This is a genomic window from Enterobacter sp. SLBN-59, assembly GCF_024807915.1.
Lineage (GTDB): Bacteria > Pseudomonadota > Gammaproteobacteria > Enterobacterales > Enterobacteriaceae > Enterobacter > Enterobacter asburiae_B.
Window position 1 is genome coordinate 4,341,264 of record NZ_JANUFI010000001.1, and the last position, 22,922, is coordinate 4,364,185.

General features: G+C 51.6%; 18 protein-coding genes, 1 tRNA gene and 1 pseudogene. 17 read left to right on the top strand and 3 right to left on the bottom strand.

Going from position 1 to position 22,922, the window contains the following annotated elements; translation table 11 throughout:
- Positions 1 to 45 precede the first annotated feature (45 nt).
- The 13 genes and pseudogenes from M2422_RS20695 to M2422_RS20755 all read left to right on the top strand — a co-directional run bounded on the left by M2422_RS20695 (position 46) and on the right by M2422_RS20755 (position 14,939).
- The gene (locus M2422_RS20695) at positions 46 to 261 is read left to right on the top strand and encodes a hypothetical protein (protein ID WP_064672914.1); all 216 of its coding nucleotides are present in this window, start codon (positions 46 to 48) and stop codon (positions 259 to 261) included.
- Positions 258 to 1,001 (top strand): putative type VI secretion system effector, encoded by a 744-nt coding sequence (locus tag M2422_RS20700; RefSeq protein WP_064672913.1) that lies wholly within the window; start codon positions 258 to 260, stop codon positions 999 to 1,001. The genes M2422_RS20695 and M2422_RS20700 overlap by 4 nt, the downstream gene beginning before the upstream one ends.
- A 710-nt stretch (positions 1,002 to 1,711) precedes the next feature.
- The gene (locus tag M2422_RS20705; RefSeq protein WP_134211261.1) at positions 1,712 to 2,527 is read left to right on the top strand and encodes a DUF4123 domain-containing protein; all 816 of its coding nucleotides are present in this window, start codon (positions 1,712 to 1,714) and stop codon (positions 2,525 to 2,527) included.
- 139 nt (positions 2,528 to 2,666) lie between these two features.
- A complete protein-coding gene (locus M2422_RS20710) occupies positions 2,667 to 3,842 on the top strand; it encodes a hypothetical protein (RefSeq protein WP_064672911.1) in 1,176 nt (391 codons plus the stop codon).
- Positions 3,826 to 7,269 (top strand): ImcF-related family protein, encoded by a 3,444-nt coding sequence (locus M2422_RS20715; RefSeq protein WP_231113497.1) that lies wholly within the window; start codon positions 3,826 to 3,828, stop codon positions 7,267 to 7,269. Before M2422_RS20710 ends, M2422_RS20715 begins: the two co-directional genes overlap by 17 nt.
- Positions 7,269 to 8,870 carry a type VI secretion system protein TssA gene (gene tssA / locus M2422_RS20720; RefSeq protein ID WP_064672909.1) on the top strand — a complete coding sequence of 534 codons (1,602 nt, stop codon included), beginning with the start codon at positions 7,269 to 7,271 and terminating at the stop codon, positions 8,868 to 8,870. The genes M2422_RS20715 and tssA overlap by 1 nt, the downstream gene beginning before the upstream one ends.
- Positions 8,871 to 8,901: 31 nt before the next feature.
- Positions 8,902 to 9,174: pseudogene (locus M2422_RS20725) on the top strand (PAAR domain-containing protein); the annotation flags it as partial.
- 63 nt (positions 9,175 to 9,237) lie between these two features.
- Entirely contained in the window at positions 9,238 to 10,992 is a 1,755-nt protein-coding gene (tssF, locus tag M2422_RS20730) for a type VI secretion system baseplate subunit TssF (protein WP_064672908.1), read from the top strand.
- Positions 10,956 to 12,041 carry a type VI secretion system baseplate subunit TssG gene (tssG, locus tag M2422_RS20735; RefSeq protein WP_064672907.1) on the top strand — a complete coding sequence of 362 codons (1,086 nt, stop codon included), beginning with the start codon at positions 10,956 to 10,958 and terminating at the stop codon, positions 12,039 to 12,041. The genes tssF and tssG overlap by 37 nt, the downstream gene beginning before the upstream one ends.
- Positions 12,019 to 12,564, top strand: a complete 546-nt coding sequence (gene tssJ / locus M2422_RS20740) for a type VI secretion system lipoprotein TssJ (RefSeq protein ID WP_074399142.1) — start codon at positions 12,019 to 12,021, stop codon at positions 12,562 to 12,564. The genes tssG and tssJ overlap by 23 nt, the downstream gene beginning before the upstream one ends.
- A complete protein-coding gene (gene tssE, locus M2422_RS20745; RefSeq protein WP_064672906.1) occupies positions 12,564 to 13,019 on the top strand; it encodes a type VI secretion system baseplate subunit TssE in 456 nt (151 codons plus the stop codon). Before tssJ ends, tssE begins: the two co-directional genes overlap by 1 nt.
- Before the next feature lie 14 nt (positions 13,020 to 13,033).
- On the top strand, positions 13,034 to 13,504 hold the full coding sequence (locus M2422_RS20750) for a hypothetical protein (RefSeq protein ID WP_064672905.1): 471 nt from the start codon (positions 13,034 to 13,036) through the stop codon (positions 13,502 to 13,504).
- Positions 13,505 to 13,607: 103 nt separating this feature from the next.
- A complete protein-coding gene (locus tag M2422_RS20755; protein WP_259142177.1) occupies positions 13,608 to 14,939 on the top strand; it encodes a VasL domain-containing protein in 1,332 nt (443 codons plus the stop codon).
- A 49-nt stretch (positions 14,940 to 14,988) separates the two neighbouring features.
- Here M2422_RS20755 and M2422_RS20760 read toward each other — a convergent pair.
- Together M2422_RS20760 and M2422_RS20765 are read right to left on the bottom strand one after the other, a co-directional pair.
- A tRNA-Arg gene (locus M2422_RS20760) sits at positions 14,989 to 15,060 on the bottom strand.
- Positions 15,061 to 15,135: 75 nt separating this feature from the next.
- Complete coding sequence (locus M2422_RS20765) at positions 15,136 to 16,065, bottom strand: formate/nitrite transporter family protein (RefSeq protein WP_029740160.1); 930 nt, start codon at positions 16,063 to 16,065, stop codon at positions 15,136 to 15,138.
- A 315-nt stretch (positions 16,066 to 16,380) separates the two neighbouring features.
- Here M2422_RS20765 and mlaA point away from each other — a divergent pair, with 315 nt between their 5' ends.
- Positions 16,381 to 17,133 carry a phospholipid-binding lipoprotein MlaA gene (mlaA, locus tag M2422_RS20770; RefSeq protein WP_023312585.1) on the top strand — a complete coding sequence of 251 codons (753 nt, stop codon included), beginning with the start codon at positions 16,381 to 16,383 and terminating at the stop codon, positions 17,131 to 17,133.
- A gap of 44 nt (positions 17,134 to 17,177) precedes the next feature.
- On the opposite strand, the gene fadL is transcribed toward mlaA, so the two are convergent.
- The gene (gene fadL, locus M2422_RS20775) at positions 17,178 to 18,461 is read right to left on the bottom strand and encodes a long-chain fatty acid transporter FadL (RefSeq protein WP_064672903.1); all 1,284 of its coding nucleotides are present in this window, start codon (positions 18,459 to 18,461) and stop codon (positions 17,178 to 17,180) included.
- A gap of 372 nt (positions 18,462 to 18,833) precedes the next feature.
- Between fadL and M2422_RS20780 the strand changes: the two genes are divergently transcribed.
- The 3 genes from M2422_RS20780 (at position 18,834) to fadJ (ending at position 22,814) form a co-directional block, all read left to right on the top strand.
- The gene (locus M2422_RS20780; protein WP_045888684.1) at positions 18,834 to 19,118 is read left to right on the top strand and encodes a YfcZ/YiiS family protein; all 285 of its coding nucleotides are present in this window, start codon (positions 18,834 to 18,836) and stop codon (positions 19,116 to 19,118) included.
- Positions 19,119 to 19,356: 238 nt separating this feature from the next.
- Positions 19,357 to 20,667 (top strand): acetyl-CoA C-acyltransferase FadI, encoded by a 1,311-nt coding sequence (fadI, locus tag M2422_RS20785; protein WP_064672902.1) that lies wholly within the window; start codon positions 19,357 to 19,359, stop codon positions 20,665 to 20,667.
- Entirely contained in the window at positions 20,667 to 22,814 is a 2,148-nt protein-coding gene (gene fadJ, locus M2422_RS20790; RefSeq protein ID WP_064672901.1) for a fatty acid oxidation complex subunit alpha FadJ, read from the top strand. The genes fadI and fadJ overlap by 1 nt, the downstream gene beginning before the upstream one ends.
- The last annotated feature ends 108 nt before the right edge of the window (positions 22,815 to 22,922 follow it).

Genomic DNA, 22,922 nt, shown 5'->3' on the forward strand with positions numbered 1-22,922 from the left:
AAACTCCATTAGTCATGTCTCTGGTGCAAAATGTATTTCTGAAAAATGGCAGACAGATATAGTGGATTCAGAGTTCTGGCGATTTTAGTGATCTGGGACGTGATGGTGGCAATAACTTTGCTGCATGTTGTGGTGACCTGGATTTCAGACGAAGAGCTGCAGATATGGTGTGAGAAATGCGTGTTTGGCGCAGCACCATGCAACCGCAGTGTGGCAGACCAGAATAAAGCCCTGGAAGCAGCGATAAAGGATATTTCATGAATTCAGAAGCGCAGCATCAGATATGCTCCTGGTTTGTTGAGCCAGAGAAATTATCAGACCTGCGAACAAAACAGGAAATCGAAGTGATGAACGGCAGGCCGTGGACGCGGGAGCTTCCCCCTCCGCCGGTATTGCCGCCTTATGGTCCTCTGGAGAAAATTTCAGGGCACCTGGAAGCTTTTCGGTATGAGAGATTCAGGGAGTATTTTGGTGCCGATGCCTACCGGACCCACTCAGTGCCTGAGATAACTGATGGGCAGAGAGGTGCGGTGGCGGCAGCGGCGATTGTTGCAGGGAGCCCGGGAGTCGGTGCTGTAATGATGGCTGAAAGCGAATCTTCGAATGATTCGGCAGAATATGTGCAGGGGCTAATTAATGGCAAGCCCTTCCGCGGCTGGGTGGGGGTTACCTGTGTTCAGGCTGGCGATGATGTGGACATGATTGTTGAATGGCAGCATGATCATTATGAGGTTTATGCCATTGCGTTACCGGAAGAGCGGATAGTGTCTGTATGTCCGAAATGTGATATGGGGCATATTGCGCATATGCTTTGGCGGATTAAAAATATGTTTATTTTAACAGCTATAATCATGTTTATGTTTGCATCTGTTTGCCTTGTTAAGTCTTTGAATGAAGAGGGTTGGGGAGAGTTGGATTTTTGGAAGGAATATTTTTTTCTCATGATGATGTTAGGGCTGGCTTTTATTTTTTACTGGAGCGATTGCAATCGCTGCTTATAAATCCTATTTCTCCACCTGTTGCAAGCTGACTGAGGAAATATTTCAGTTGCTGGAAATGAAGGACGTTACCCGTGTGAACCTGAAAGAAATAACTAAGAAAAGAGAGAAGCTTCAGAGAAAAAAAGGAAAATGGCATGAGCCATCAAGCCGCTCTCATACTCCACGGCCAACGCGTAAATTTGGCTACTTATTTGAATACTGGTATTGCTATTAATTAAGAAAGCGAATATTCTGTTTCTTTTTATTATAAGTAAACTAACGGAAATATATAATGGGAAGGTTTACAGATATTTTGGAGTCAGAGTTCTGGCGATTTTAGTGACCTGGGAAGTGATGGTGGCAATAACTTTGCTGCATGTTGTGGAGACCTGGATTTCAGACGAAGAGCTGCAGATATGGTGTAAGAAATGCGTGTTTGGAAATTTATTTAGAGGAGCGCATTTTTGCTATCAATTAACATAAATATATTTGGGTCATCCTTTTGAACTATTGAAAGGATTGAGCGGCTTGATCGTAATTGATATGGAGATTGGTTTTTTCATTTCAAATGTGCGTGTCTATATGAATTATTTGCTTAGTGAGTTCTGATTTCAATAAATAAAAAAATATACTTAATTAGAATAAGTGAAGATATATTTTTTACTCACATGGATAGTGTTTTTAATAGTTATAACAGGGTTTTTTCAATATAAGTCTCATTAGGGGTGGTTATGTATAATGATTTTTTTCAAAATATAAAAATTAAAATCACCAATGCTGCTTTTGGTAAAAGTGGAAGATGCTTTCTTTTGATAGATTCATCATTAAAACAATATCAGTCAGATGTTTTTTTATATGATTTGCTTGAAAAGCATGAATCTTATTCTGTTACATTCCATCAGAGTGAGTTTCGCGGCACTTTGCCACTTTATCTATTTTCTCTTACTACAAACGATGAAAAGGATGAAGAGTTATTTAATAGTAGCATTTATCATTCTTTAAATGAGTTGAGAATAGAGCGGCTTGCTTCAGGAGAAGGACGTAGCGTCTGTGCATGGATCTCGACAGAATTAACAGGAGAGCAGCTTGCTGAGCAAATTGCTTTATTTTCAGTGCAATCGATTCAATCGGTTGGTGATATATTACTTCGTTATTTTGACCCATCAGTATTTAGTCCGTTGATGTGTGTTCTGGATAGTTGGCAAAAGCAACAGTTGTTGAGCAATATTGATACATGGACTTATCTTAATGGCGATGGTGTTGTTCATGCTGTGGATGGTGATGGCGAATGCAAGAGAAAATTAAATTACTCCCTTGGGCTAACCGCTTCCGATCTGGAAGAAATAAATAGAGTGTCGATTGTTAATAATATTTTACGTGCATACCGAAAAATGAACGTCGTCGACAAACTCAGTGAATGTGAGGCGGTTAAATTATTATATCCCGCGTTGCGGTATTTTTATTCATCATTTTCTCTATCTGATAATGATATTACTGAGTTTGGACTTGATGTGTTGCTCTCACAGCGACCATTCTATCTGGATTAGGTGCTTGATAAGTATCTAATTAATACTCGCAATAAAACCTCCAGTCATACGCAGATGCAAAATTCAGAGTTGATAGTGAACGTTGTTAAATTTTTTATAGTTTTAGAAAGGTGCGCCATTACCAGCGATGGAGAAAGATATGAGTTGGCCGCTACAGATAATTCCTCCTGGCGACAAAGTCCAGGAAATAAAATGGAGAAGATGGTTTTTATCTTTTTTATGTGTTTTAGCGGTTTTAGGGATAATTTGGGGAGGGGCTAAAATAATTCTTCCTGAAGAAGGGAACGAATTGTTGGAATTATTTTTCTTGTTGTATGCTCTATGTTTATTTGTATTTTGCGTTCTGCTTTCTGTTAGGGTTTATTATTATGGTGTTTGTTTGTCCGCCTTCGAAGCGAGAGAGCATGAGGCGGAAATAACCAAGGAAAACTGGACTGAATGGGCCAGTAAAAAGTTTCATATCTCAACCTGTAATTTATTTCTTCCTCCCGTGGTATCAAAAATAGATATAGCATCGTCTAGTTTTGTTGATATATATAATGAGCAACAATTGAAGTTGCGCGGTCACAATAATGATGCATACACTGAAGAACAACTGATTTATGAGTTGTTAGCATCTGTCAGAACAACTTTGATAAGGCTAAGTAAATCGTGTGTATTTGATGTTATATTTACTCATGGTAGAAGTTGCATTACTTTCTCTACCTTTAAAGAATGTTGGGCTGCAATTGGTCTTTCTGAAAGTTGCTTAGATAATTATTATTTTTGGGATGGTACGCTAGAGCAAAATTTTGACATGCTATCCAATATTAAAGTCGGCCGGGTGTCAATAATAATATCTGCAAATGTTGAAGGTATTGAAAAGTATTATCCTGATGCAACAGAGTTTGCCTCGATTTTGGTTGTGACTAATCAAGAGAAAATACTTGAAAAAGAATGTTCTGGTATGGCTTTACGACCTATGACGTGCAGTAAAGCTTTAACTAAGCAAGAGTTTGACTACATGATTACTTATCAGCCAGATGTTCTCAGGTCGTCAAGAGTACTCTTTAGTAACATGAATGTGGACGACGTCCGGGGTGTTTCAGATGTATTAAGAACCTCATGCATATCTATGAATGTTGGATGGGAGTATGAGACGCAGCATTTAGATCTAATGCTGGGTAAATTAGGGGATATCCATTTCTGGTTGGTGTTTGTTCTGGCCTTTTTTATATCTGCAAAAAACAAAGAGCCGATTTTGATGATCGCCAGTGTTGGCAATGATTATGTCTTTAATGTTGTTAAACCGTCTGATAATGGCAGGGAGCATTAAATTGAATATCTCAGCAAGATGGAGAGTAATTGGCCTTATCTCTTGCCTCATTATTTTTGGTATTCTGACTTTTATCGGATGTTATTACTATGGAGGTATCTTTGGATGGATATCACCTAAAGAAAAGATGAGCCTTTGGTTCTTATGCATGTTTTTATTCTCAGTATTCTTGATGCTGATGAATTTCGGCGTGTGGTTCTATCAAAGAGAGCCTCGTTTTCAGTCGAATAGGGTAGGAGAATCCGGAAGAACCAACTTTCGTAATAAATATAAAAAACCCAACAAAGAGGACTCTGTAAAGGCTTATCTCTATCGACGTTATGGATTTTTTTGGCGAAGCAAAATCCGCCTGGTGTTAGTAACTGGCGATGAAGCGGCAATTGAACAGCTTGTACCAGGTTTGCAGGAAAGCCAGTGGCTTGAAGGGGATCGCACTGTTCTGATACACGGCGGTAGCCTGCCCCCCGAGGCGGAAAGTGAAAAATATGTCTTTCTGCGTAAACTGCGCCGTGGTCGGCCGCTGGATGGAATTGTCAGGGTGATAGGCGAAGGTCAGAATCTTACTCAACAGATGAGCGACAATGACCTCCGGGGGCTTGAGAAAATTAGTGAAGCGCTGCGCTATTCTGCTCCCGTCTGGTTGTGGCAGCTTTGTGGCAGCGAATGGTCGCAGGCAGGACGTAAATCGCAGCCTGTCGGTATCACCCTGCCGTTGCGGGCGATGCCGGAGAATGTGGCAAAACAGCTCAATGAACTGCTTCCTCAACTGCGGGAACAGGGGGTTTCCCAGATTGCTGAAAAACGTCAGTATGATTTTCTGTTGCAACTGGCCCGGCAGCTTGAGCAGGGGGGGAGTAAACTTTGGTCATCCCGTCTGGTGCCGTGGCTTTATAGTTCACAACAACGCGTTCCGTTACGGGGATTGATGTTCAGCCTGGTCACGACGCCAGAGCAGCCTGGTGAAGAGGGGGACAAAAATAGTACAGAACACGACGTCAGACCTGCATATAAACATGCTCTGACACTTTCGGCTGTATGGCAGGGAGTAACAGAAGACTGCACCCGGGTACGTGGCCGTCGCGTGGGTATGGCCTGGGAGCAGACGCTGGCATGGAGCATCATGGCGGTAGTAGGTCTCTGGGCGGCGGGTCTATTGCTCTCCTTTGCTATGAACTATGGGCAGATATCTTCAATATCGGACAAAGCCAGAGCTCTGGTGGAACATCCTTCCTCTTCTGATTATCAATTGACGGCATTGTATGAATTGCGAAACGATGCAGGCCGCCTTTTGCACAATGTTCAGGAGGGCACACCGTGGTATCAGCGCTTCGGTCTTGACCATAATCAGCAGTTGCTCAACTCAATGCTGCCCTGGTACGGCGTGGCGAATAACCGGCTAATACGCGACCCGGCAAATGCTGCCCTGGCGCAAAAGCTCACCGCCCTGATCAACTCAGCGCCAAACAGCGACCAGCGTGCACAGCTGGCGAAACCAGGTTATGACCAGCTTAAAGCCTGGCTGATGATGGCCCGTCCGGATAAAGTCGACGGCGCGTTTTATGCACAAGCTATGAAAACCGTGCAGCCGACACGAATGGGTGTTTCCACCAGTTTGTGGCAAAGCCTGTCGCCGGATTTATGGTCCTTCTATATCTCTGAACTGCCAAAGCAGCCACAGTGGAAAATCAAGCCGGATGAACAGCTGGTCAGCCAGAGCCGCCAGGTGCTGTTACAGCAGATTGGCCGCCGGAATGCAGAAAGCACGCTGTACGAGAATATGCTCAAATCCGTGCGTCGTAACTTTGCCGATGTGTCTCTGGAAGACATGACCAGCGGGACCGATGCGCGGCGACTGTTCACCACCGAGGAAGTGGTGCCGGGCATGTTCACCCGTCAGGCATGGGAAGGTGGGATTCAGCAGGCCATCGAAAAGGCCGCAAATTCCCGACGGGATGAAATCGACTGGGTGCTGAGCGATTCCCGTAAAGCCGTATCGGCGGACATGTCGCCGGAAGCGCTCAAAGCACGCCTGACAGAGCGTTACTTCACTGACTTTGCCGGCAGCTGGCTGAACTTCCTTAACAGTCTGCGCTGGAATTCTGCGAACAATATTGCCGATGTGACCGACCAGTTGACGCTAATGAGTGATATCCGCCAGTCTCCACTGATTGCCCTGATGAACACCATCGCCTGGCAGGGGCAGACCGGCCAGCAAAGCGAAGGCCTTTCGGACTCCATTATCAAATCGGCAAAAGATCTGGTTGGTGGAAAAGACAAACCCGCAATTGACCAGTCTGCGACAGGTCCACAGGGACCACTGGATGAAACTTTCGGTCCGCTGCTTCAGCTTCTCGGCAAAAACACGGGCAGCAACGTCATGTCGGCTGACAACTCACTGAGCCTGCAGACCTATCTGACCCGTATCACCCGCGTGCGTCTTCGCTTGCAGCAGGTGGCCAGTGCCTCAGATCCGCAGGAGATGATGCAAACCCTGGCGCAGACCGTATTTCAGGGAAAAAGTGTGGATCTGACCGACACCCAGCAATATGGCAGTTTGATTTCGGCAAGCCTTGGTGAAGAGTGGAGTGGTTTTGGTAGCACGATGTTTGTGCAGCCGCTGACCCAGGCCTGGGAGACCGTACTCCAGCCGTCGGCGGCGAGCCTGAATGACAAATGGAGCCGCTCCGTGGCGGCGAACTGGCGCACCGCCTTTGACGGGCGCTTCCCGTTCGCTGCGAGCAAGAGTGACGCCTCTTTGCCGATGCTGGCAGAGTTTATCCGTAAAGACAGTGGGCGCATAGATCGATTCCTGACCACAGAACTCAATGGAGTGCTTCACAAAGAAGGCAGCCAGTGGGTACCGGATAAGGTCAACAGCCAGGGGCTGAGCTTTAACCCGGCCTTCCTGCGGGCCATTAACCAACTGAGCGAGTTGTCAGACATTCTGTTTACCGATGGTAGTCAGGGCATCAGCTTTGATCTGCAGGCGCGTCCTGTGCCGCGGGTAGTGGAGACGCAGCTAACAATTGATGGACAAAAGCTGCACTACTTCAACCAGATGGCCGACTGGCAAAGCTTCCGCTGGCCGGGGGACACTTACAAACCAGGAACGATGCTGACATGGACCTCCGTCAATGCAGGCGCGCGTCTGTTCGGGGATTACCGAGGGACCTGGGGCTTTATTCGCTGGCTGGATCAGGGCAAACGGCAGCAGCTTGACCGCAGTCAGTGGATGGTGAGTTTTACCGCCCCGGATGGTAGTACGCTGCAGTGGGTGTTGCGTTCACAGCTGGGCAGCGGGCCGCTGGCATTACTGGCACTGCGCGGCTTCACGCTGCCGGACCAGATTTTCAGCGTTGACAGCGCGGCCACGGCCCAGGCTCTGATGGCCAATACGGAAATCAGTGACATGGATGGAATCGAATAATGAGCACTCTTCAGAATCTGGTTGCCGCTTGTCAGGCGGACGAAACTGAGCTGCGGCAGCAGGCGCAGGCGCGCACGGAACGCTGGCATCCCTGGCTTTCCCCTATCAGCGATACCCGTCCTGCTGGGGAAGAGCCGGGATATGACGATGATTTCCAGCGTATAAGAGAGGAGGTCAATAAACTCTCCGGCATCGATACCGGGCTGATTTGTACGCTTGCTGAAAAACTGCTGACCACCACCGCCAAAGATATCCGTATTGCGACCTATTACTGCTGGGCCCGTCTGCACCAGGACGGAGAAGCTGGCTTTGCCGAAGGGCTTGAACTGCTGGCGGGATTACTGCAACGCTACGGAGCACAGCTTTATCCGCAGCGGGAGCGAAGCCGTAAACCGGCGCTGGAGTGGCTTGCAGGCTCTCGTCTGCTTGATAGTCTGTCCTTGTGGCCTGAAGTGGTACGCGACGATGCTATGCGCACTACCGGTGCGCTGCTGCTCATCCACAGCAGTCTGGACGCTGAGCCAGAAGCGTCCTGTCCGGATCTGAATGCGCTTTACAGCGCGCTGGAGTCCCGCCTGATGAAGGCCGGTGGCGTGGATGCTTTGGTTCCACAGAACGCCAGTAACACCCCTCAGTCACAGACCTCTGCACACACGACAGAGCATGACGCTCCAGCCCTGAGCCGCATCACGTCCGGTCAGGATTTGTTGACTCAGGCCCGTACCCTTGCGGGGTATTTGCGTGAACAACCCGATGGATGGCTTTCCGCACACCGGCTGATGAAAAGCCTGCGTCATGACACGCTGAGAGCGATCCCTGCACCTGATGCCGAGGGGAAAACGCGCATTGAACCGCCGCGTGCTGACCAAAGGGCCATGCTCAAACGGTTGTACCTGCAGCAGAGCTGGCTGGAGATACTGGAACATGCGGACAGCACCTTCTCGCGTGGCGCCAACCACCTCTGGCTGGATTTGCAGTGGTATATCCATCAGGCTCTGGTGAAGTTGGGGCAAGATGTGCTGGCCGACATTATCATCGCCGATCTGAAAGGGCTGCTGCGACGCCTCACCGGGCTTGAAACGCTGGCCTTTAATGACGGTACGCCGTTTGCCGATGAGGTCACTCTGAACTGGATAAACCAGAGCGTACTGGACGATATGTCCGGCTGGCGTGATGAGCAGGTCAGTACCGTGAGCGTGGAGGATAACGATATCCTGGCCCTCGAGCCGGAAGCGCTGGAAAAAGCAGATACGGATGGCCTGGATGCCACACTCCACTGGCTGCAGACACGCCCGGGTACGGACTCCACGAAAGACAAATGGCTGCTGCGTCTGCTGATGGCTCGCGTGGCGGAGCAGAAGGGCAGGAATGAACTGGCGCTGCATCTGCTGGGTGAACTTGATGGTGCGGCGGAATCAATCACCCTTACGCAGTGGACACCGGCGCTGCTGTTTGAAGTGAAATCGCGTCGCCTCAGACTGTTGCGTATAAAAGCCACCCGCAGCGAAACCGACAAAGCACGGCTTCAGCCAGAGATGGATTTGCTTCTGGCTGGTCTTATCGTACTTGATCCTGCCAGTGCTGCGGTGCTGTGTGGTTAGCGTGAACTGAATTTTGCAAGGAGGATGACAAATGGCGAAAGGTTACTATCTGGTGCAGGGGGATAAAACCACCTGTGGAGGGAAGATCCTCGAGGGCGATCCAACTAACACGATTGAGGGGATCCCAGTTACACGCGAACAGGACAGTGTGACGTGTGGGAAACATGCCGGCACTTATAAAATTATTGGCGCTATTCCACAAAACTTAGTGAATGGTCGGAAGTTTGCGGGCACGTTACACAGTAAAAGTGGATGCCCGTGCGCGGCGACGTTAATACCCTCCCATCGGGAACGCACCTACGAAGCTTAAAGCCTTCACTCTTCACCGGCACGCTTAGCCGGATGGTCACACAACACTCAGGTTCTTATGGACGATTTAACCCTGCGTTATTATGACGCTGAAATGCGCTACCTGCTGGAAGCCGGTGAAGAGTTTGCCCGTGCTCACCCCGAGCAGGCAGCAATGCTCAATCTCGATAAAGCCGGCGCGCGCGACCCTTACGTAGAGCGCCTGTTCGAAGGCTTTGCCTTTCTGATGGGGCGGCTTCGAGAGAAGCTTGATGATGACCTTCCAGAACTGACCGAAGGGCTGGTCAGCCTTTTGTGGCCGCATTACCTGCGCACCATACCGTCGATGTCGGTGGTGGAGTTCACCCCTGACTGGCGAGAAATGAAAGAGCAGATGCGTATTGTCAAAGGTTTCGAGATTAACTCGCGGCCGATTGGTGAAAAGGGTACGCGCTGTCGGTACACCACAACTAAAGAGATAACTCTCCAGCCGCTGTCGCTGGAACACGCTCGCCTGTCTACTGACCCTGACGGGCGTTCGGTCATCAACCTGCGCTTTAACTGCAGCCATCTGGCGGACTGGAGCCGTGTCGATCTCAGTCAGATCCCGTTCTACTTCAATGCTGACGCACCTCTCGCCTGCGCCATGCATGAAGCCTTCACCATGAATGTTGCTCGCCTGTGGCTGCGGATGCCGGGTGACATGGACAGAAGACCGCTCGACGGGTACTTCGCCGCGCTGGGATTTGGCGATGACGATGACCTGTGGCCGAAGGGCAACAGCAGCTTTAGCGGATATCAGCTGTTGCTGGAGTACTTCACCTTTCGCGAAAAATTCATGTTCACTGGCCTGCGTGGACTGGATGGCGTCAACTTCCCGGCTGAGCTTCCCTGGTTTGAAATCGACGTGGTGCTGGCAGAACGCTGGGAGCATGACTTTAACTTTACCGAAAAACACCTGCGCCTGAACTGCGTGCCGGTGATTAACCTGTTCCCGCTGGAATCTGATCCGCTGACGCTTAACTCTCTGCAGACCGAATACATGCTGCGCCCGATGCGCGTGCAGGATGGGCATACCGAGATTTACGCGGTCGATTCGGTGATGTCATCGAGCCAGCATACCTACGTGCCGTTCTCAAGCTTCCGCCACAAAGGCGGAATGATGCGCCATGAAGCCCCGGAATATTACTACCACACCCGCGTGCGGCGAGGTTCGTCAGGGCTGTACAATACCTGGCTTATTCTGGGTGGAGAAGCATTTGATAATCACACCGTTCCTGAAGATGAAAGCTTGTCGTTGACGCTCACCGGTACCAACGGCCAGCTGCCGCGACGGGCGTTGCAAAGTACCGTGCTCGATACGGTGATGAAAACTACGTCGGCCAGCATCGTCGTGCGTAACCTGTGTGCGCCGACACTGCCCTGTTATCCACCTGCGCAAGACCGTTTCCACTGGCGCGTGCTGAGTCACCTCGGCAGCGGGTTCCTGTCGATGATGGATAACGCCGATGTGCTGCGCGGTACCCTCGCGCTGTACGAGTGGACCGACAGCGAGATGAACCGCCGTCGTCTGGAAGCCATCATCGACGTGAAGCACAGTGAAACTGAGCGATTTGAGCAGGGATACCTGGTACGCGGCGTGCAGATTGAAGTGACGCTAGACAGCTACGGCTTTGCCGGGCGCGGCGACATCTGCCTGTTCGGCGAGATGCTAAGCCGCTTCTTCGCGCTCTACACCGACATCTATCTGTTTAACCGCCTGATTATTATCCTGCAACCAACCGGAGAGCGCCTGGAATGGGAAGAGAAGCACAACCGCCGCATTCCCGGCTGACACCGCGGCTGGAAGCCGACCTTCACCGCATTAACTTCTATCGATTATGTCAGCTGCTGGAGAAAAACAATCCTGGCAGGCCGCTGATGGGATCGACCAGCCACCCCGCAGATGACCCGGTACGCTTTGCACCGCACCCTGGAATGGGGTTTCCGGTCAGTGAACTGAAGGCTGTCGAACATGATGAAGACGATGACAGCAAGCCGCCGGTTATCCGTACGACCTTTATGGGGATGTACGGGGTCGATTCCCCATTACCAACGGCGTATCTCGATGACATCACCCAGCATCGCGAAGGGCATGAGGCGCTGCAGGGCTTTCTGGATATTTTCAGTCATCGCATCCTGACGCAGTTTTACCGCGTCTGGCGTAAATACTCCTATCCGGCCACGTTTGAGCCCGGCGGAACCGACAACATTTCGCAGTCGTTATTGGGTCTGGTGGGGCTTGGAATACCGGGCACGGCAAATCACATTGCCACGCCAGTGTCGCGCTTTCTGGCCCTGTTGGGAGTTCTGCAACAACCGGGCAAAACTCAGGAAGGGATGCAGGCACTGGTGAGCCTGTTGGCCCCCGATACGACGGTGCAGGTGAGTCCGTATTGTCTGCGGCCTGTAGAGATCGACAGGCCGCTGGGTTTTTACGGTGACGAAGATTTTCTGCTTGATGGCAATACGCCGCTGGGTGACGAAGCGATGGATGCCGGCAGCCAGCTGCTGATTGCGCTTGCGACGGACAACGAACATGAGGCGCAAGGCTGGAAACCGGATGGCCAGTTGTACATGGATTTCCTGGTGATGCTGCGGGTGTATCTGGGCTGGCGGTTTAAGGCCAGAATAACCCTGACGACGTCTGTTCGACTGCTGGCCGTACCCCCGCTGGGTGAGAACCCTTTCTGGCTGGGAATGAACGGCGTGCTGGGAGCAGAAGATGATAGCCATCCTGATGACATTCCTGAAACCTTTACGACAGAACTGGGCTATTACAGCGGGCTGGAGCCCGCGAAACCACAACAAGGAAACCGACGTGTCACGTACAAATTTAACTAAAACCGCGCGCTGGATGATGCCTCTCATGGCGCTTATTCTGACCGGTTGCGGGGTGACGCAGAGCGTTACCGACGGTACCAAATCGGCGTTTAATTCTGTGTTCTATAAAAAAATTAAAATCCTGCATCTGGATTTCACCGCGCGCGAAGCTCTGAACACCGACTCTCGCGAAAATAACTCGCTGTCTGAGCCTGTCGTGGTTAGGGTTTACCAACTCAAAGACCGCAAAACCTTTGATAAGACGGTTTATCAGCAATTGCTTCAGGATGATGTCAGTATTCTGAAAGACGACATGCTGGCCAGTCGTAATATCGTGGTAAAACCGGGGGGTGATGCAAGCCTTGATATGCCGATGGAAGAAGAGGCGAAGTTTGTCGCGGTGGTAGGGCTGTTCCGCCATCCGGACATGACCAACGACACCTGGAAGCAGGTTATCAAGCGCAGCGATCTGGATCCCGATAAACCGCGCATTCTGGAAGCCGGCGAGAACCATCTGACGCTGCAACCGCTTAAGGACGACTGATGCCCCAGGGACATAACACGCCTTCGCTGTATGAAATGCTAACCGGAAATTTTAGCGGTGGCCTCGACCTTAAACAGGTCAGTGAAGAAAATCAGGTCATCCTTTCGGTTCTGGATAACATGCAGCGCGTTCTCAACTGTCGCGCCGGCACGCTGGCGCACCTGCCTGATTACGGGCTGCCCGAGATGACAAAAATCCTGCAGGGCATGCCGGGAACGGCCCATGAGCTCATGGGCACATTGTCTGCCGTCCTGCTCAAGTATGAACCGCGCCTGAAAAAGATAGACGTTGTTCTGCTTGAGCAGAACATTCCCGGCGAGCTGCGCTATGCCATTGACGCTGAACTTAAAGGGATTGGCCTGGTGCGCTACGGGACTGAGTTTATGCCCGAAGGACGGGTCCTGTTGCGGCATCTCAGGCAACAGCAGTATCTCGACACAACACCTCGTATATAAGGTCAGTTAACACCATGTCAGTAAAATCACAGTTCCTGAAGAAGTTGCAGGCGCGACAACCTTCACCTGTTCCCGCAGCTAGCAAGAGCCAGGCCGATATTGCAGAGTTTCGCATGCGAATGGCTCAGCTTCAGGAGCAAATGGACGCCTGGCTGTCAGATACCGGACTGAATGCAGAGCCACTGACGGTATACGTTCCGGACCTGCTGGTGGAGGGCGGGGCTTTTGATATTTCCGGTATCGTCCTGCGTTATGGTAACCGGGCGGTTAAGTTTATGCCGATATTTCTGTATGGACAGGGAGTTGCAGGCTGTGTCGAGGTGACTTTTTTTTCCGGGTACAGCGCGATTTCTCAAGGACGCCTGTTAATGCGGGTGGGGAGCGTATATGACTGGATCTTTACTCCCCCTGATACGTCACCTCAGTCAGGACAACTATTTGATGAAGGTGTTTTTTTCGGTCTGATTTTAGCGCTGCTGCCCTAGCAATAACATTCATTCCTTCATTACTCATTGCGTTTTTACACGCGAAACTGCCTTACACATCAACTGACGAAATTAACCGACACGGATATGCAGGCCCTGCAGAATGACCACACATATAACGTTAAAAACCGGCGGCGACCCGCGTACGCTGCCAGATTATGCCGCCCTCAGCGACGAACTCAGTAAGCTTACACATCCTGCTCGCCCTGATGTGAACTGGCAATATGTCCAAAGACTCTGTCTCTCAATGTTTGAACAGAACGGTGTGGAGTTGCAGACAGCAGCCTGGTACACCCTTGCTCGTACTCACCTGTCTGGATTAGCTGGCCTGAATGAAGGGCTGGCGATTCTGGAGGCCCTGATTAGCCACCAGTGGGACATCTTATGGCCGAAGACGCAACACGCTCGTATGGAAATCCTTAGCGGCCTTAGCCAGCGCCTGCAGCAGCGCATGCGTATGCTGCCATTCAACAGCAGCCATCTTAGTGAGCTTTATCGTGCTGAAGCGTTACTTACCAGCCTGAGCGCGGTGCTCCAGCGCTTTGAGCTTAAACACCTTAGCCAGTTCGATACGTTACGAACGTTGATACGTTCAAGTGCTGAACGGCTGGAAAGGAGTAATGACAAGTCCGATTTGAATGTGAACATGAAGCCCGATAGCGAATCGACTCTGGAGAAAGCCGAACCGATCGAAGAAGTGAAATGGGTATATGTTGTGCATCAGGAAAATCAGCCGAATGGGGAGGATCGTACGACAGCCCCCGTGCCTGTCAGACAGTGGAAGCCCTTTATTACCGGGATGTGTTCCACGCTGGTGGTGTGCTTCGCTGTGGCGTGGGGATGGGCTTCTTTGTCCAGACCCGACCCCCTGGCGACTCAGGCTTTTGCCTCTCTGGCTCCGTTACCTGAAGTGCTCACGCCTGTGCAGCAAGACGCGTTAACACTGCGAGGTACTTTACCGTCCACGTTTATCACAGACACGCAGCAGCAGCTTGCCCGCTTGGATAAACTGCCTCCTGACTGGAATCTTTCCTACAGCCTTCAGCTGTTAAAGCAGCTCCAGACATTATGGCCGGAGGAGGCGAAACCGCTCACAATGCAGTGGCAGCAAAAATTTAACGCGGCAGCGTTACCTGTCGACGCAATGAACAGCTGGTATCAGGGAATGATGACGCTTCAGCAACTGAGTCATCGGCTGAGTAGTCTGGACGAGCAAAAAGGAAAATACATCACGGTAAGCGAGCTTAAATCGGTAGTTTTTTCGACTATACAGTCATTTAACCAGACGATACCGGCTGAAGAACAACTCAGGCGCCTGTCACAGCATCCAGCAGGAGATGCGCTTCCTGAAGCAGAAAAGACTCAACTGGAGTTGCGTCTTAAACAGCTGGCAACGCGTTACGCTCAAATAAAACAGGATTCTTCTGCTCAGTGAATTCTGGCGGTAGACAGACGAATGTGCTGGAAAAAGCGGGAGGGTAAAGTGTCCCCTGCAGGAATCGAACCTGCAACTAGCCCTTAGGAGGGGCTCGTTATATCCATTTAACTAAGGGGACGAGGCGGCACGAGTATAGCCTTATTTACACTTTGCGTTAAGCACATCGCCGCCTGACTGCTCAAAGAGTCACCATTCAGGTCGATTTTTTTGTCGATTTATCATCATTTTCCCGTGCCTTAAGCTCAGCTTTGCGTTTGTTCGACATGTCGTTACGAATTTGGGCATGGCTTAAAAGCGCGAAGATAAACGTTCCGCCGCAAATGTTTCCTGCCAGCGTCGGAAGGGCAAACGGCCAGAAGAAATCGCTCCAGTGAAGCGTACCGTTAAAGACCAGATAGAGGATTTCAACGGTACCGACCACAATATGCGTGGTGTCCGCCAGCGCAATCAGCCAGGTCATCAATATGATCACCACAATTTTGGCGCTTCCCGCTGAAGGAAACATCCAGACCATCGTGGCGATAATCCAGCCTGAGATGATGGCGTTTGAGAACATCTCGACCGGCGTGTTTTTCATTACGTCCATGCCGATTTTCACAAACGCATCCCGGGTGGGTTCATCAAAGATCGGCATATATTCAAACGCCCATGCCGCGATGCCCGTGCCGATGATATTACCCAGCAGAACCACGCTCCAGAGCCGCATCAATAAACCGAAATTACCGAGTGTGGGATTTTGCATCACCGGCAGAACGGCGGTCACCGTGTTCTCGGTAAACAGCTGCTGGCGGGCCATGATGACAATAATAAAGCCGAAGGTATAGCCGAGGTTTTCCAGTAAAAATCCACCGGGTACGCCTTCCAGCTGCACATGAAATATCCCTTTCGCAAGCAGAGATGCGCCCATTGAGAGTCCGGCAGCAATGGCTGACCAGAAGAGGGCCATCGCGTCGCGCTCCATCTCTTTTTCACCATCCTGGCGTATATGCTCGTGGATGGCCATTGCGCGGGAGGGGAGGCGATCTTCATCAATTTCTATCTTCTCGCCGCGCGCTTTCTCCTCGCTTTCAATTTCAAGCTCCTCAGTGCTCTCGCCAATTTTTTCTTCGCCTACATCTTTCATATCTGCTCCCGGAGGTTGATCTTTCTGTTAAGCGTAGCGGCTTTTATCGGGATGCCTGTGGGGATGCTCTTAAATTGGCGGCAATGACAACAAAGGTGATACATCTCTTTCAAAGTCATTATAAAATTGCCAGCGAAACGAATTCCAAAAGCCAGGCTATGCTGAGATCAGAGTCACGGTGGTTACTGCCCGTAATTGTGCTCATAGACATCGGTAAACGTGCTGTTACAATCGCTTGCACGTTTACAGACGGAGCGTCAACGGCTCCGTTACGGATGGCAATCAACGATAGCCATACTGAACAGGGAGATATTTATGAAACTTCGGCTGTCGGCGCTTGCGCTTGGCGCGACGATGCTTGTGGGCTGCGCCAGCTCCGGTGAGCAAACGGGACGCTCCGATCCTCTCGAAGGATTTAACCGCTCAATGTATAGCTTCAACTACAACGTACTGGACCCGTATGTGGTTCGTCCGGTGGCAGTAGCATGGCGCGATTATGTTCCACAACCCGCGCGTAACGGGTTAAGTAACTTTACCAGCAACCTCGAAGAGCCTGCGGTAATGGTGAACTACTTCCTGCAGGGCGACCCGTATCAGGGGATGGTCCACTTTACCCGCTTCTTCCTGAACTCCATTCTGGGTATGGGTGGCTTTATTGATGTTGCAGGTATGGCTAACCAGAAACTGCAGCGTGAACAGCCACACCGTTTCGGCAGCACGATGGGACACTATGGCGTCGGGTATGGTCCGTACGTGCATTTACCGTTCTATGGTAGCTTCACCCTCCGTGATGATGGCGGCGATATGGTGGATACGCTGTATCCGGTCCTTTCGTGGCTGACCTGGCCGCTGTCGGTGGGTAAATGGACGGTGGAAGGGATTGAAACCCGCGCGCAACTGCTCGACTCTGATGGTCTGCTGCGCCAGTCTTCTGACCCGTACATTATGGTGCGTGAAGCGTACTTCCAGAATCATGACTTTATTGCCAACGGCGGCAAGCTGAAGCCGGAAGAGAATCCAAACGCGAAGGCGATCGAAAACGAACTAAAAGATATCGATTCGGAGTAAATAAAAAAGGTGAGCAATGCTCACCTTTTTTGATTCCAGCGCGATTAGAACGCGTAGTTGAAGTTCGTACCGAACAGCCAGGCTTTACCTTCAGAGGTAAACTCGTACGGACCTTCCTTGAACGTCACTTTCTGACCGTGCATATAAGATACGCCCGCATCGATGGATGCATTCTCGTTCAACGCATAGGTCGCGCCAGCACTTAACCAGAAGCGGTCCTGATCCGGAATGGAAATGGAACGTTTATCTGCCGGAACCGGGCTGTCGTCAAATGCGATACCGGAGCGGAAAGTCCAGTTCTTATCGTAGTAGTAGGTGGTACCCAACGCTATACGATAGGCGTCGTGGAAGCTTTCGTCCTTATAGAACAGCGTTTGACCATTGGTACCGGTCGCTTTCAGCTCCTGGAACTGACTCCAGCTGGTATAGGCCAGGCTATAGTGAATAGCCCATTGTGGTGCAACGCGGTTGTAACCGGAGACTTCCCACATTTCTGGCAAATGCAGCGACAGTGAACCCGGAACGGTCTGGTTGGACGTTCCCCAAGGAATGGTAGTGCCCGCACCTGGAACCAGATTGTTCACAGGCGTCAGGATACCGCTCTTGTAATCGCCGTCGAAGTCAATTTTCACTTCGGAACGATAGGTCAGGCCCCAACGGTTGTTTTTATCCAGCTCGTACAGGATACCGGCGTTCCAGCCATAGCCCCACTCATCACCTTCAAGACTGGCAATTTTATTGCTGTTTTTAGGCAGGCGAGCAGTCTGTTCCCCGGAATAACGTTCGATCTTGGCATCAGCGTAGACGGCATCAAAGCCCAGGCCAAAACTCCAGTTATCGTTCAGGCGATACGCACCGCTCAGGTTGAGGTTCAGCGTAGTAAGGTCTGTTTTACCGCCGTATTCACCAGCCGGGTAGTTGTTATTGAACTCGGTAGCCAGACCGTAGTTAGACGTTACGGATGCACCCCAGCCAAACTGTTCGTTGATAGGCGCAACGAAGTGCAGGTTTGGGATCCATGCTGTTGGGGCAATATTGTCCGCTTTAAGGCTCGCACCCGTGTAAGGCGACTTACCAGAAACGTTGACATCAGGATCGATATAAACCGCACCGGCAGAGAAAGTAGGACGATCGAACATCATGATCAACGCGGGGTTACGACTCGCGTTACCCGCATCATCAGCGATAGCGCCTTCCCCGGAATACGCACGGCCAAGGCCAGAGGAAGAAAATTCGTTTAACTGAAAGCCCGCTGACCAGGCGGAAGTGGAGACGAGTGCCACTGCGACTGCCAGCGCAGTCTTGTTGAACAGGGTTTTCTGGCTCATGACCATAACCTCATTGAGTTATTTTTATTCAATAATTGTTACATACCGTAACAGGAGCGCGAAGTGTAGGGTCTGAGGTATGACAGACAAATCAGACCAGTGGCCAGAGTATAGGTCTGACCAGCCGGAATGTTGCAAGTTTGTTTATTAATATTTTCAAACATGTTTCGTGAAACGAGATCTGGTTGGCAAAATTGTGACCATCGCGACTCACCCAAAAGGGTGGTTTTTGTTTTAGATCATTTTTTAGTGTGATATTGGTCACTTATCCGATTTTGCGCCATTAACGGCTGGAGAGCGCCCGCTCCGGGGCGTAAAATATCAGCATCGTGTCTATCTCGCGCGCTGCGCGAATACAGAGGAAATTGAGCTATGAGTAAATGCAGTGCTGATGAAACCCCGGTTTGCTGCTGTATGGATGTTGGGACTATCATGGACAACACCGATTGCACCGCCTCTTACAGCCGTGTATTCACCAACCGTGCCGAAGCGGAAGAGACCCTGACCGCTCTGAGCAAGCGTGCGCGTGACGTTGAATCCGATCCGTGTGAAATCAAGTCTACCTTTACCGAAGTGGAAGGCGGCGTGAAGCTGGACATCGACTTTATCTTCGCCTGCGAAGCAGAAACGCTGATTTTCCAGCTGGGCCTGCGTTAATCTCTGCGGCCTGATGCCCTCACCCCCAGCCCTCTCCCACGGGAGAGGGTGCAAACACTAAAAACGGTAACCTGTGGGTTACCGTTTTGCTTTTTCCTTGGGGGCATTTTCTTTTTCTTCTCTGTGTTTTAGCTCGCACTTTTTCGTTTCCCCGATTGGCTGAATGTAAAAAAATGGTTAAGACTATTATCAGGTCAGACCACTTTATGTTTGCGAAAATTTTTTACAGGGGAGTGTTATGAGTCAGGCATTACCGCTTATTACCCGTCAGGGCGATCGCATTGCCATAGTCAGTGGATTGCGCACGCCATTTGCGCGTCAGGCAACGGCGTTTCATGGCATACCGGCCGTCGACCTGGGGAAAATGGTAGTGGGGGAGATGCTGGCTCGCAGCGAAATTCCGCCTGAGGTCATCGAACAGCTGGTATTCGGTCAGGTCGTGCAGATGCCTGAAGCCCCCAATATTGCGCGTGAAATCGTCCTCGGTACCGGGATGAACGTGCATACCGATGCCTACAGCGTCAGCCGCGCCTGCGCAACCAGCTTCCAGGCTGTGGCTAACGTCGCTGAAAGCCTGATGGCGGGCACGATTCGCGCCGGGATTGCGGGTGGTGCGGACTCCTCTTCGGTGCTGCCAATTGGGGTCAGTAAAAAGCTGGCGCGCATCCTGGTGGATGCCAATAAAGCCCGCACGACGGGTCAGAAACTCAAACTCTTCTCGCGTTTACGCCTGCGCGACCTCATGCCTGTACCACCTGCCGTCGCGGAATACTCCACCGGCCTGCGCATGGGCGATACCGCCGAGCAGATGGCAAAAACGTACGGCATTACGCGTGAACAACAGGATGCTCTGGCGCATCGCTCGCATCAGCTTGCGGCAAAAGCCTGGTCGGAAGGCAAGCTGGCCGACGAGGTCATGACCGCCTATATTCCCCCCTACCGTGAACCGTTTGTGGAAGATAACAATATTCGCGGCACCTCAACGCTGGCGGATTACGCCAAACTGCGCCCGGCGTTTGACCGCAAACACGGCTCGGTGACGGCGGCGAACAGTACGCCGCTGACGGATGGCGCCGCCGCCGTGATCCTGATGACCGAATCCCGCGCGAAGGAGCTGGGCATCACTCCCCTGGGCTATCTACGCAGCTATGCCTTCACCGCCATTGATGTCTGGCAGGACATGCTGTTAGGTCCGGCGTGGTCCACGCCGCTGGCGCTGGAGCGCGCGGGGCTGACGCTGGCTGATTTAACCCTGATTGATATGCATGAAGCGTTTGCCGCGCAAACCCTGGCAAACGTACAGCTGCTGGCAAGCGAGCGTTTCGCGCGCGATGTGCTGGGCCGCGCCCATGCCACAGGCGAAGTGGATCAAAGTAAATTCAACGTGCTGGGCGGCTCTATCGCCTACGGTCATCCATTTGCCGCCACAGGGGCGAGGATGATCACGCAAACTTTACATGAACTCCGTCGCCGTGGCGGCGGGTTTGGCCTCGTTACCGCCTGTGCGGCGGGTGGCCTTGGCGCAGCAATGGTTCTGGAGGCTGAATAATGGATATGCCATCTGCATTTAATCTGACGGTTCGCCTCGATAACGTGGCCGTTATCACTATTGATGTGCCTGATGAAAAGATGAATACCCTGAAGGCCGAATTTGGTGTTCAGGTGCGCGCGATGCTAAAGCAGATCCGCGACAACAAAGCGATTCGTGGTCTGGTCTTTATCTCTGCCAAGCCGGATAACTTTATCGCCGGCGCGGATATCAACATGATCGCCCGGGCGCAAAGCGCTCTGGAAGCCGAAGAGCTGGCGCGTCAGGGCCAGCAGGTGATGGCGGAGATCAACGGTCTGCCGATCCCGGTTATTGCCGCGATCCACGGTGCCTGTCTGGGCGGCGGGCTTGAGCTGGCGCTGGCCTGTCACAGCCGGATTTGCACCGACGATGCGAAAACGATTCTGGGTCTGCCGGAAGTGCAGCTGGGCCTGCTGCCTGGCTCCGGCGGAACGCAACGGCTGCCGCGCCTGGTCGGCGTCAGCACGGCGCTGGAGATGATTTTAACCGGTAAACAGCTACGCGCCCGTCAGGCGCTGAAAGCCAGTCTGGTCGATGACGTCGTGCCGCAGTCCATTTTGCTGGAGGCCGCCGTTGAGCTTGCGCTGAAAGGGCGTCAGGCAAAACGTCCCCTGCCGGTACGTGAGCGCGTGCTGGCCGGCCCGCTGGGAAGAACGCTCCTGTTCAACATGGTGGGCAAAAAGACCGAACAAAAAACCAAAGGCAATTACCCGGCGGCAAAGCGGATCCTCGAAGTGATCGAGACCGGGCTGTCGCAGGGAAGCAGCAGCGGCTATGCCGCGGAGGCCAAAGCCTTTGGCGAACTGGCGATGACGCCGCAGTCGCAGGCGCTGCGCAGCATCTTCTTCGCCAGCACGGACGTGAAAAAGGATCCGGGCAGCGAGGCGCAGCCTGCGCCGCTGCGTGCGATTGGCGTACTGGGTGGGGGGCTCATGGGTGGCGGAATCTCTTTTGTTACCGCCAGCAAAGGCAAATTGCCTGTACGAATCAAAGACATTAATCCTAAGGGGATCAACCACGCGCTGCAGTACAGCTGGCAGAACCTTGATCAAAAGGTCAAGCGCCGCCATATCAAGGCAAGCGAGCGCGATAAAACCCTGGCGATGATATCCGGTACGACGGATTACAGCGGTTTTGCTCACCGCGATCTGGTGATTGAAGCCGTGTTTGAAGATCTGGCGCTTAAGCAGCAGATGGTGGAAGACGTTGAGCAACATTGCGCCCCGCATACCATTTTTGCCTCCAATACGTCGTCATTACCGATTGGCGATATCGCGGCGAAAGCCGCGCGTCCTGAGCAGGTGATTGGGCTGCACTTCTTTAGCCCGGTCGAAAAAATGCCGCTGGTGGAAGTTATTCCGCACGCGACTACCAGCCCGCAAACTGTTGCCACCGTGGTGAAGCTGGCGAAAAAACAGGGCAAAACCCCGATTGTGGTAGCGGACAAAGCTGGCTTCTACGTCAACCGCATTCTGGCTCCCTACATTAATGAAGCAATGCGGTTGCTGACGGAAGGGGAGAAGATTGAGCACGTCGACGAGGCGCTGGTAAAGTTTGGTTTCCCCGTTGGCCCAATCCAACTTTTGGATGAGGTGGGAATAGACACCGGCACTAAAATTATACCAGTGCTGGAAGCTGCATATGGCGATCGTTTTAGCCCACCTGCAAACATTGTTTCTGCGATTTTGAAGGACGATCGCAAAGGCAGAAAAAATGAACGCGGTTTCTATCTTTACGGCGCGAAAGGGCGTAAAAGCAGGAAACAGGTCGACCCTTCGGTATATGGACTCATTTCGACCACAGGTCAGGGAAAACTGTCCGCCGTTCAGTGCGCTGAGCGCTGCGTGATGATGATGCTCAATGAAGCGGCGCGCTGCTTTGATGAGCAGGTGATTAAGAGTGCACGCGATGGTGACATCGGCGCGGTATTTGGCATTGGTTTCCCGCCGTTCCTTGGCGGCCCGTTCCGTTACATGGATACGCTCGGCGCGGGTGAAGTGGTTGCTATCCTGCAACGTCTGGCTTCGCAATATGGTCCACGGTTTACACCGTGTGACGAATTATTGCAGATGGCGGAACGCGGCCAGACATTTTGGCCTGCAAGGGAAACTGTCCTCGTAAGCTGAGGTCAAAGAAGGGTAAATCCTGAAGTGAATGGACCTGTTCTGGCGATTTTGTAAACAGAGATTGACTATACTTACGCCATTGAGGTAAAAAACAGCGTTTCATTCACC

What these genes read in the sequence shown, in the direction of transcription:
- fadI (WP_064672902.1), top strand. Translation starts at nt 19,357, where the DNA reads ATGAGTCAGGCATTACCGCTTATTACCCGTCAGGGCGATCGCATTGCC.
- fadJ (WP_064672901.1), top strand. Translation starts at nt 20,667, where the DNA reads ATGGATATGCCATCTGCATTTAATCTGACGGTTCGCCTCGATAACGTG.
- tssE (WP_064672906.1), top strand. Translation starts at nt 12,564, where the DNA reads ATGCCCCAGGGACATAACACGCCTTCGCTGTATGAAATGCTAACCGGA.
- fadL (WP_064672903.1), bottom strand. Translation starts at nt 18,461, where the DNA reads ATGAGCCAGAAAACCCTGTTCAACAAGACTGCGCTGGCAGTCGCAGTG.
- M2422_RS20755 (WP_259142177.1), top strand. Translation starts at nt 13,608, where the DNA reads ATGACCACACATATAACGTTAAAAACCGGCGGCGACCCGCGTACGCTG.
- M2422_RS20750 (WP_064672905.1), top strand. Translation starts at nt 13,034, where the DNA reads ATGTCAGTAAAATCACAGTTCCTGAAGAAGTTGCAGGCGCGACAACCT.
- M2422_RS20700 (WP_064672913.1), top strand. Translation starts at nt 258, where the DNA reads ATGAATTCAGAAGCGCAGCATCAGATATGCTCCTGGTTTGTTGAGCCA.
- mlaA (WP_023312585.1), top strand. Translation starts at nt 16,381, where the DNA reads ATGAAACTTCGGCTGTCGGCGCTTGCGCTTGGCGCGACGATGCTTGTG.
- M2422_RS20710 (WP_064672911.1), top strand. Translation starts at nt 2,667, where the DNA reads ATGAGTTGGCCGCTACAGATAATTCCTCCTGGCGACAAAGTCCAGGAA.
- M2422_RS20705 (WP_134211261.1), top strand. Translation starts at nt 1,712, where the DNA reads ATGTATAATGATTTTTTTCAAAATATAAAAATTAAAATCACCAATGCT.
- M2422_RS20715 (WP_231113497.1), top strand. Translation starts at nt 3,826, where the DNA reads ATGGCAGGGAGCATTAAATTGAATATCTCAGCAAGATGGAGAGTAATT.
- tssF (WP_064672908.1), top strand. Translation starts at nt 9,238, where the DNA reads ATGGACGATTTAACCCTGCGTTATTATGACGCTGAAATGCGCTACCTG.
- M2422_RS20695 (WP_064672914.1), top strand. Translation starts at nt 46, where the DNA reads ATGGCAGACAGATATAGTGGATTCAGAGTTCTGGCGATTTTAGTGATC.
- tssA (WP_064672909.1), top strand. Translation starts at nt 7,269, where the DNA reads ATGAGCACTCTTCAGAATCTGGTTGCCGCTTGTCAGGCGGACGAAACT.
- tssG (WP_064672907.1), top strand. Translation starts at nt 10,956, where the DNA reads ATGGGAAGAGAAGCACAACCGCCGCATTCCCGGCTGACACCGCGGCTG.
- M2422_RS20765 (WP_029740160.1), bottom strand. Translation starts at nt 16,065, where the DNA reads ATGAAAGATGTAGGCGAAGAAAAAATTGGCGAGAGCACTGAGGAGCTT.
- M2422_RS20780 (WP_045888684.1), top strand. Translation starts at nt 18,834, where the DNA reads ATGAGTAAATGCAGTGCTGATGAAACCCCGGTTTGCTGCTGTATGGAT.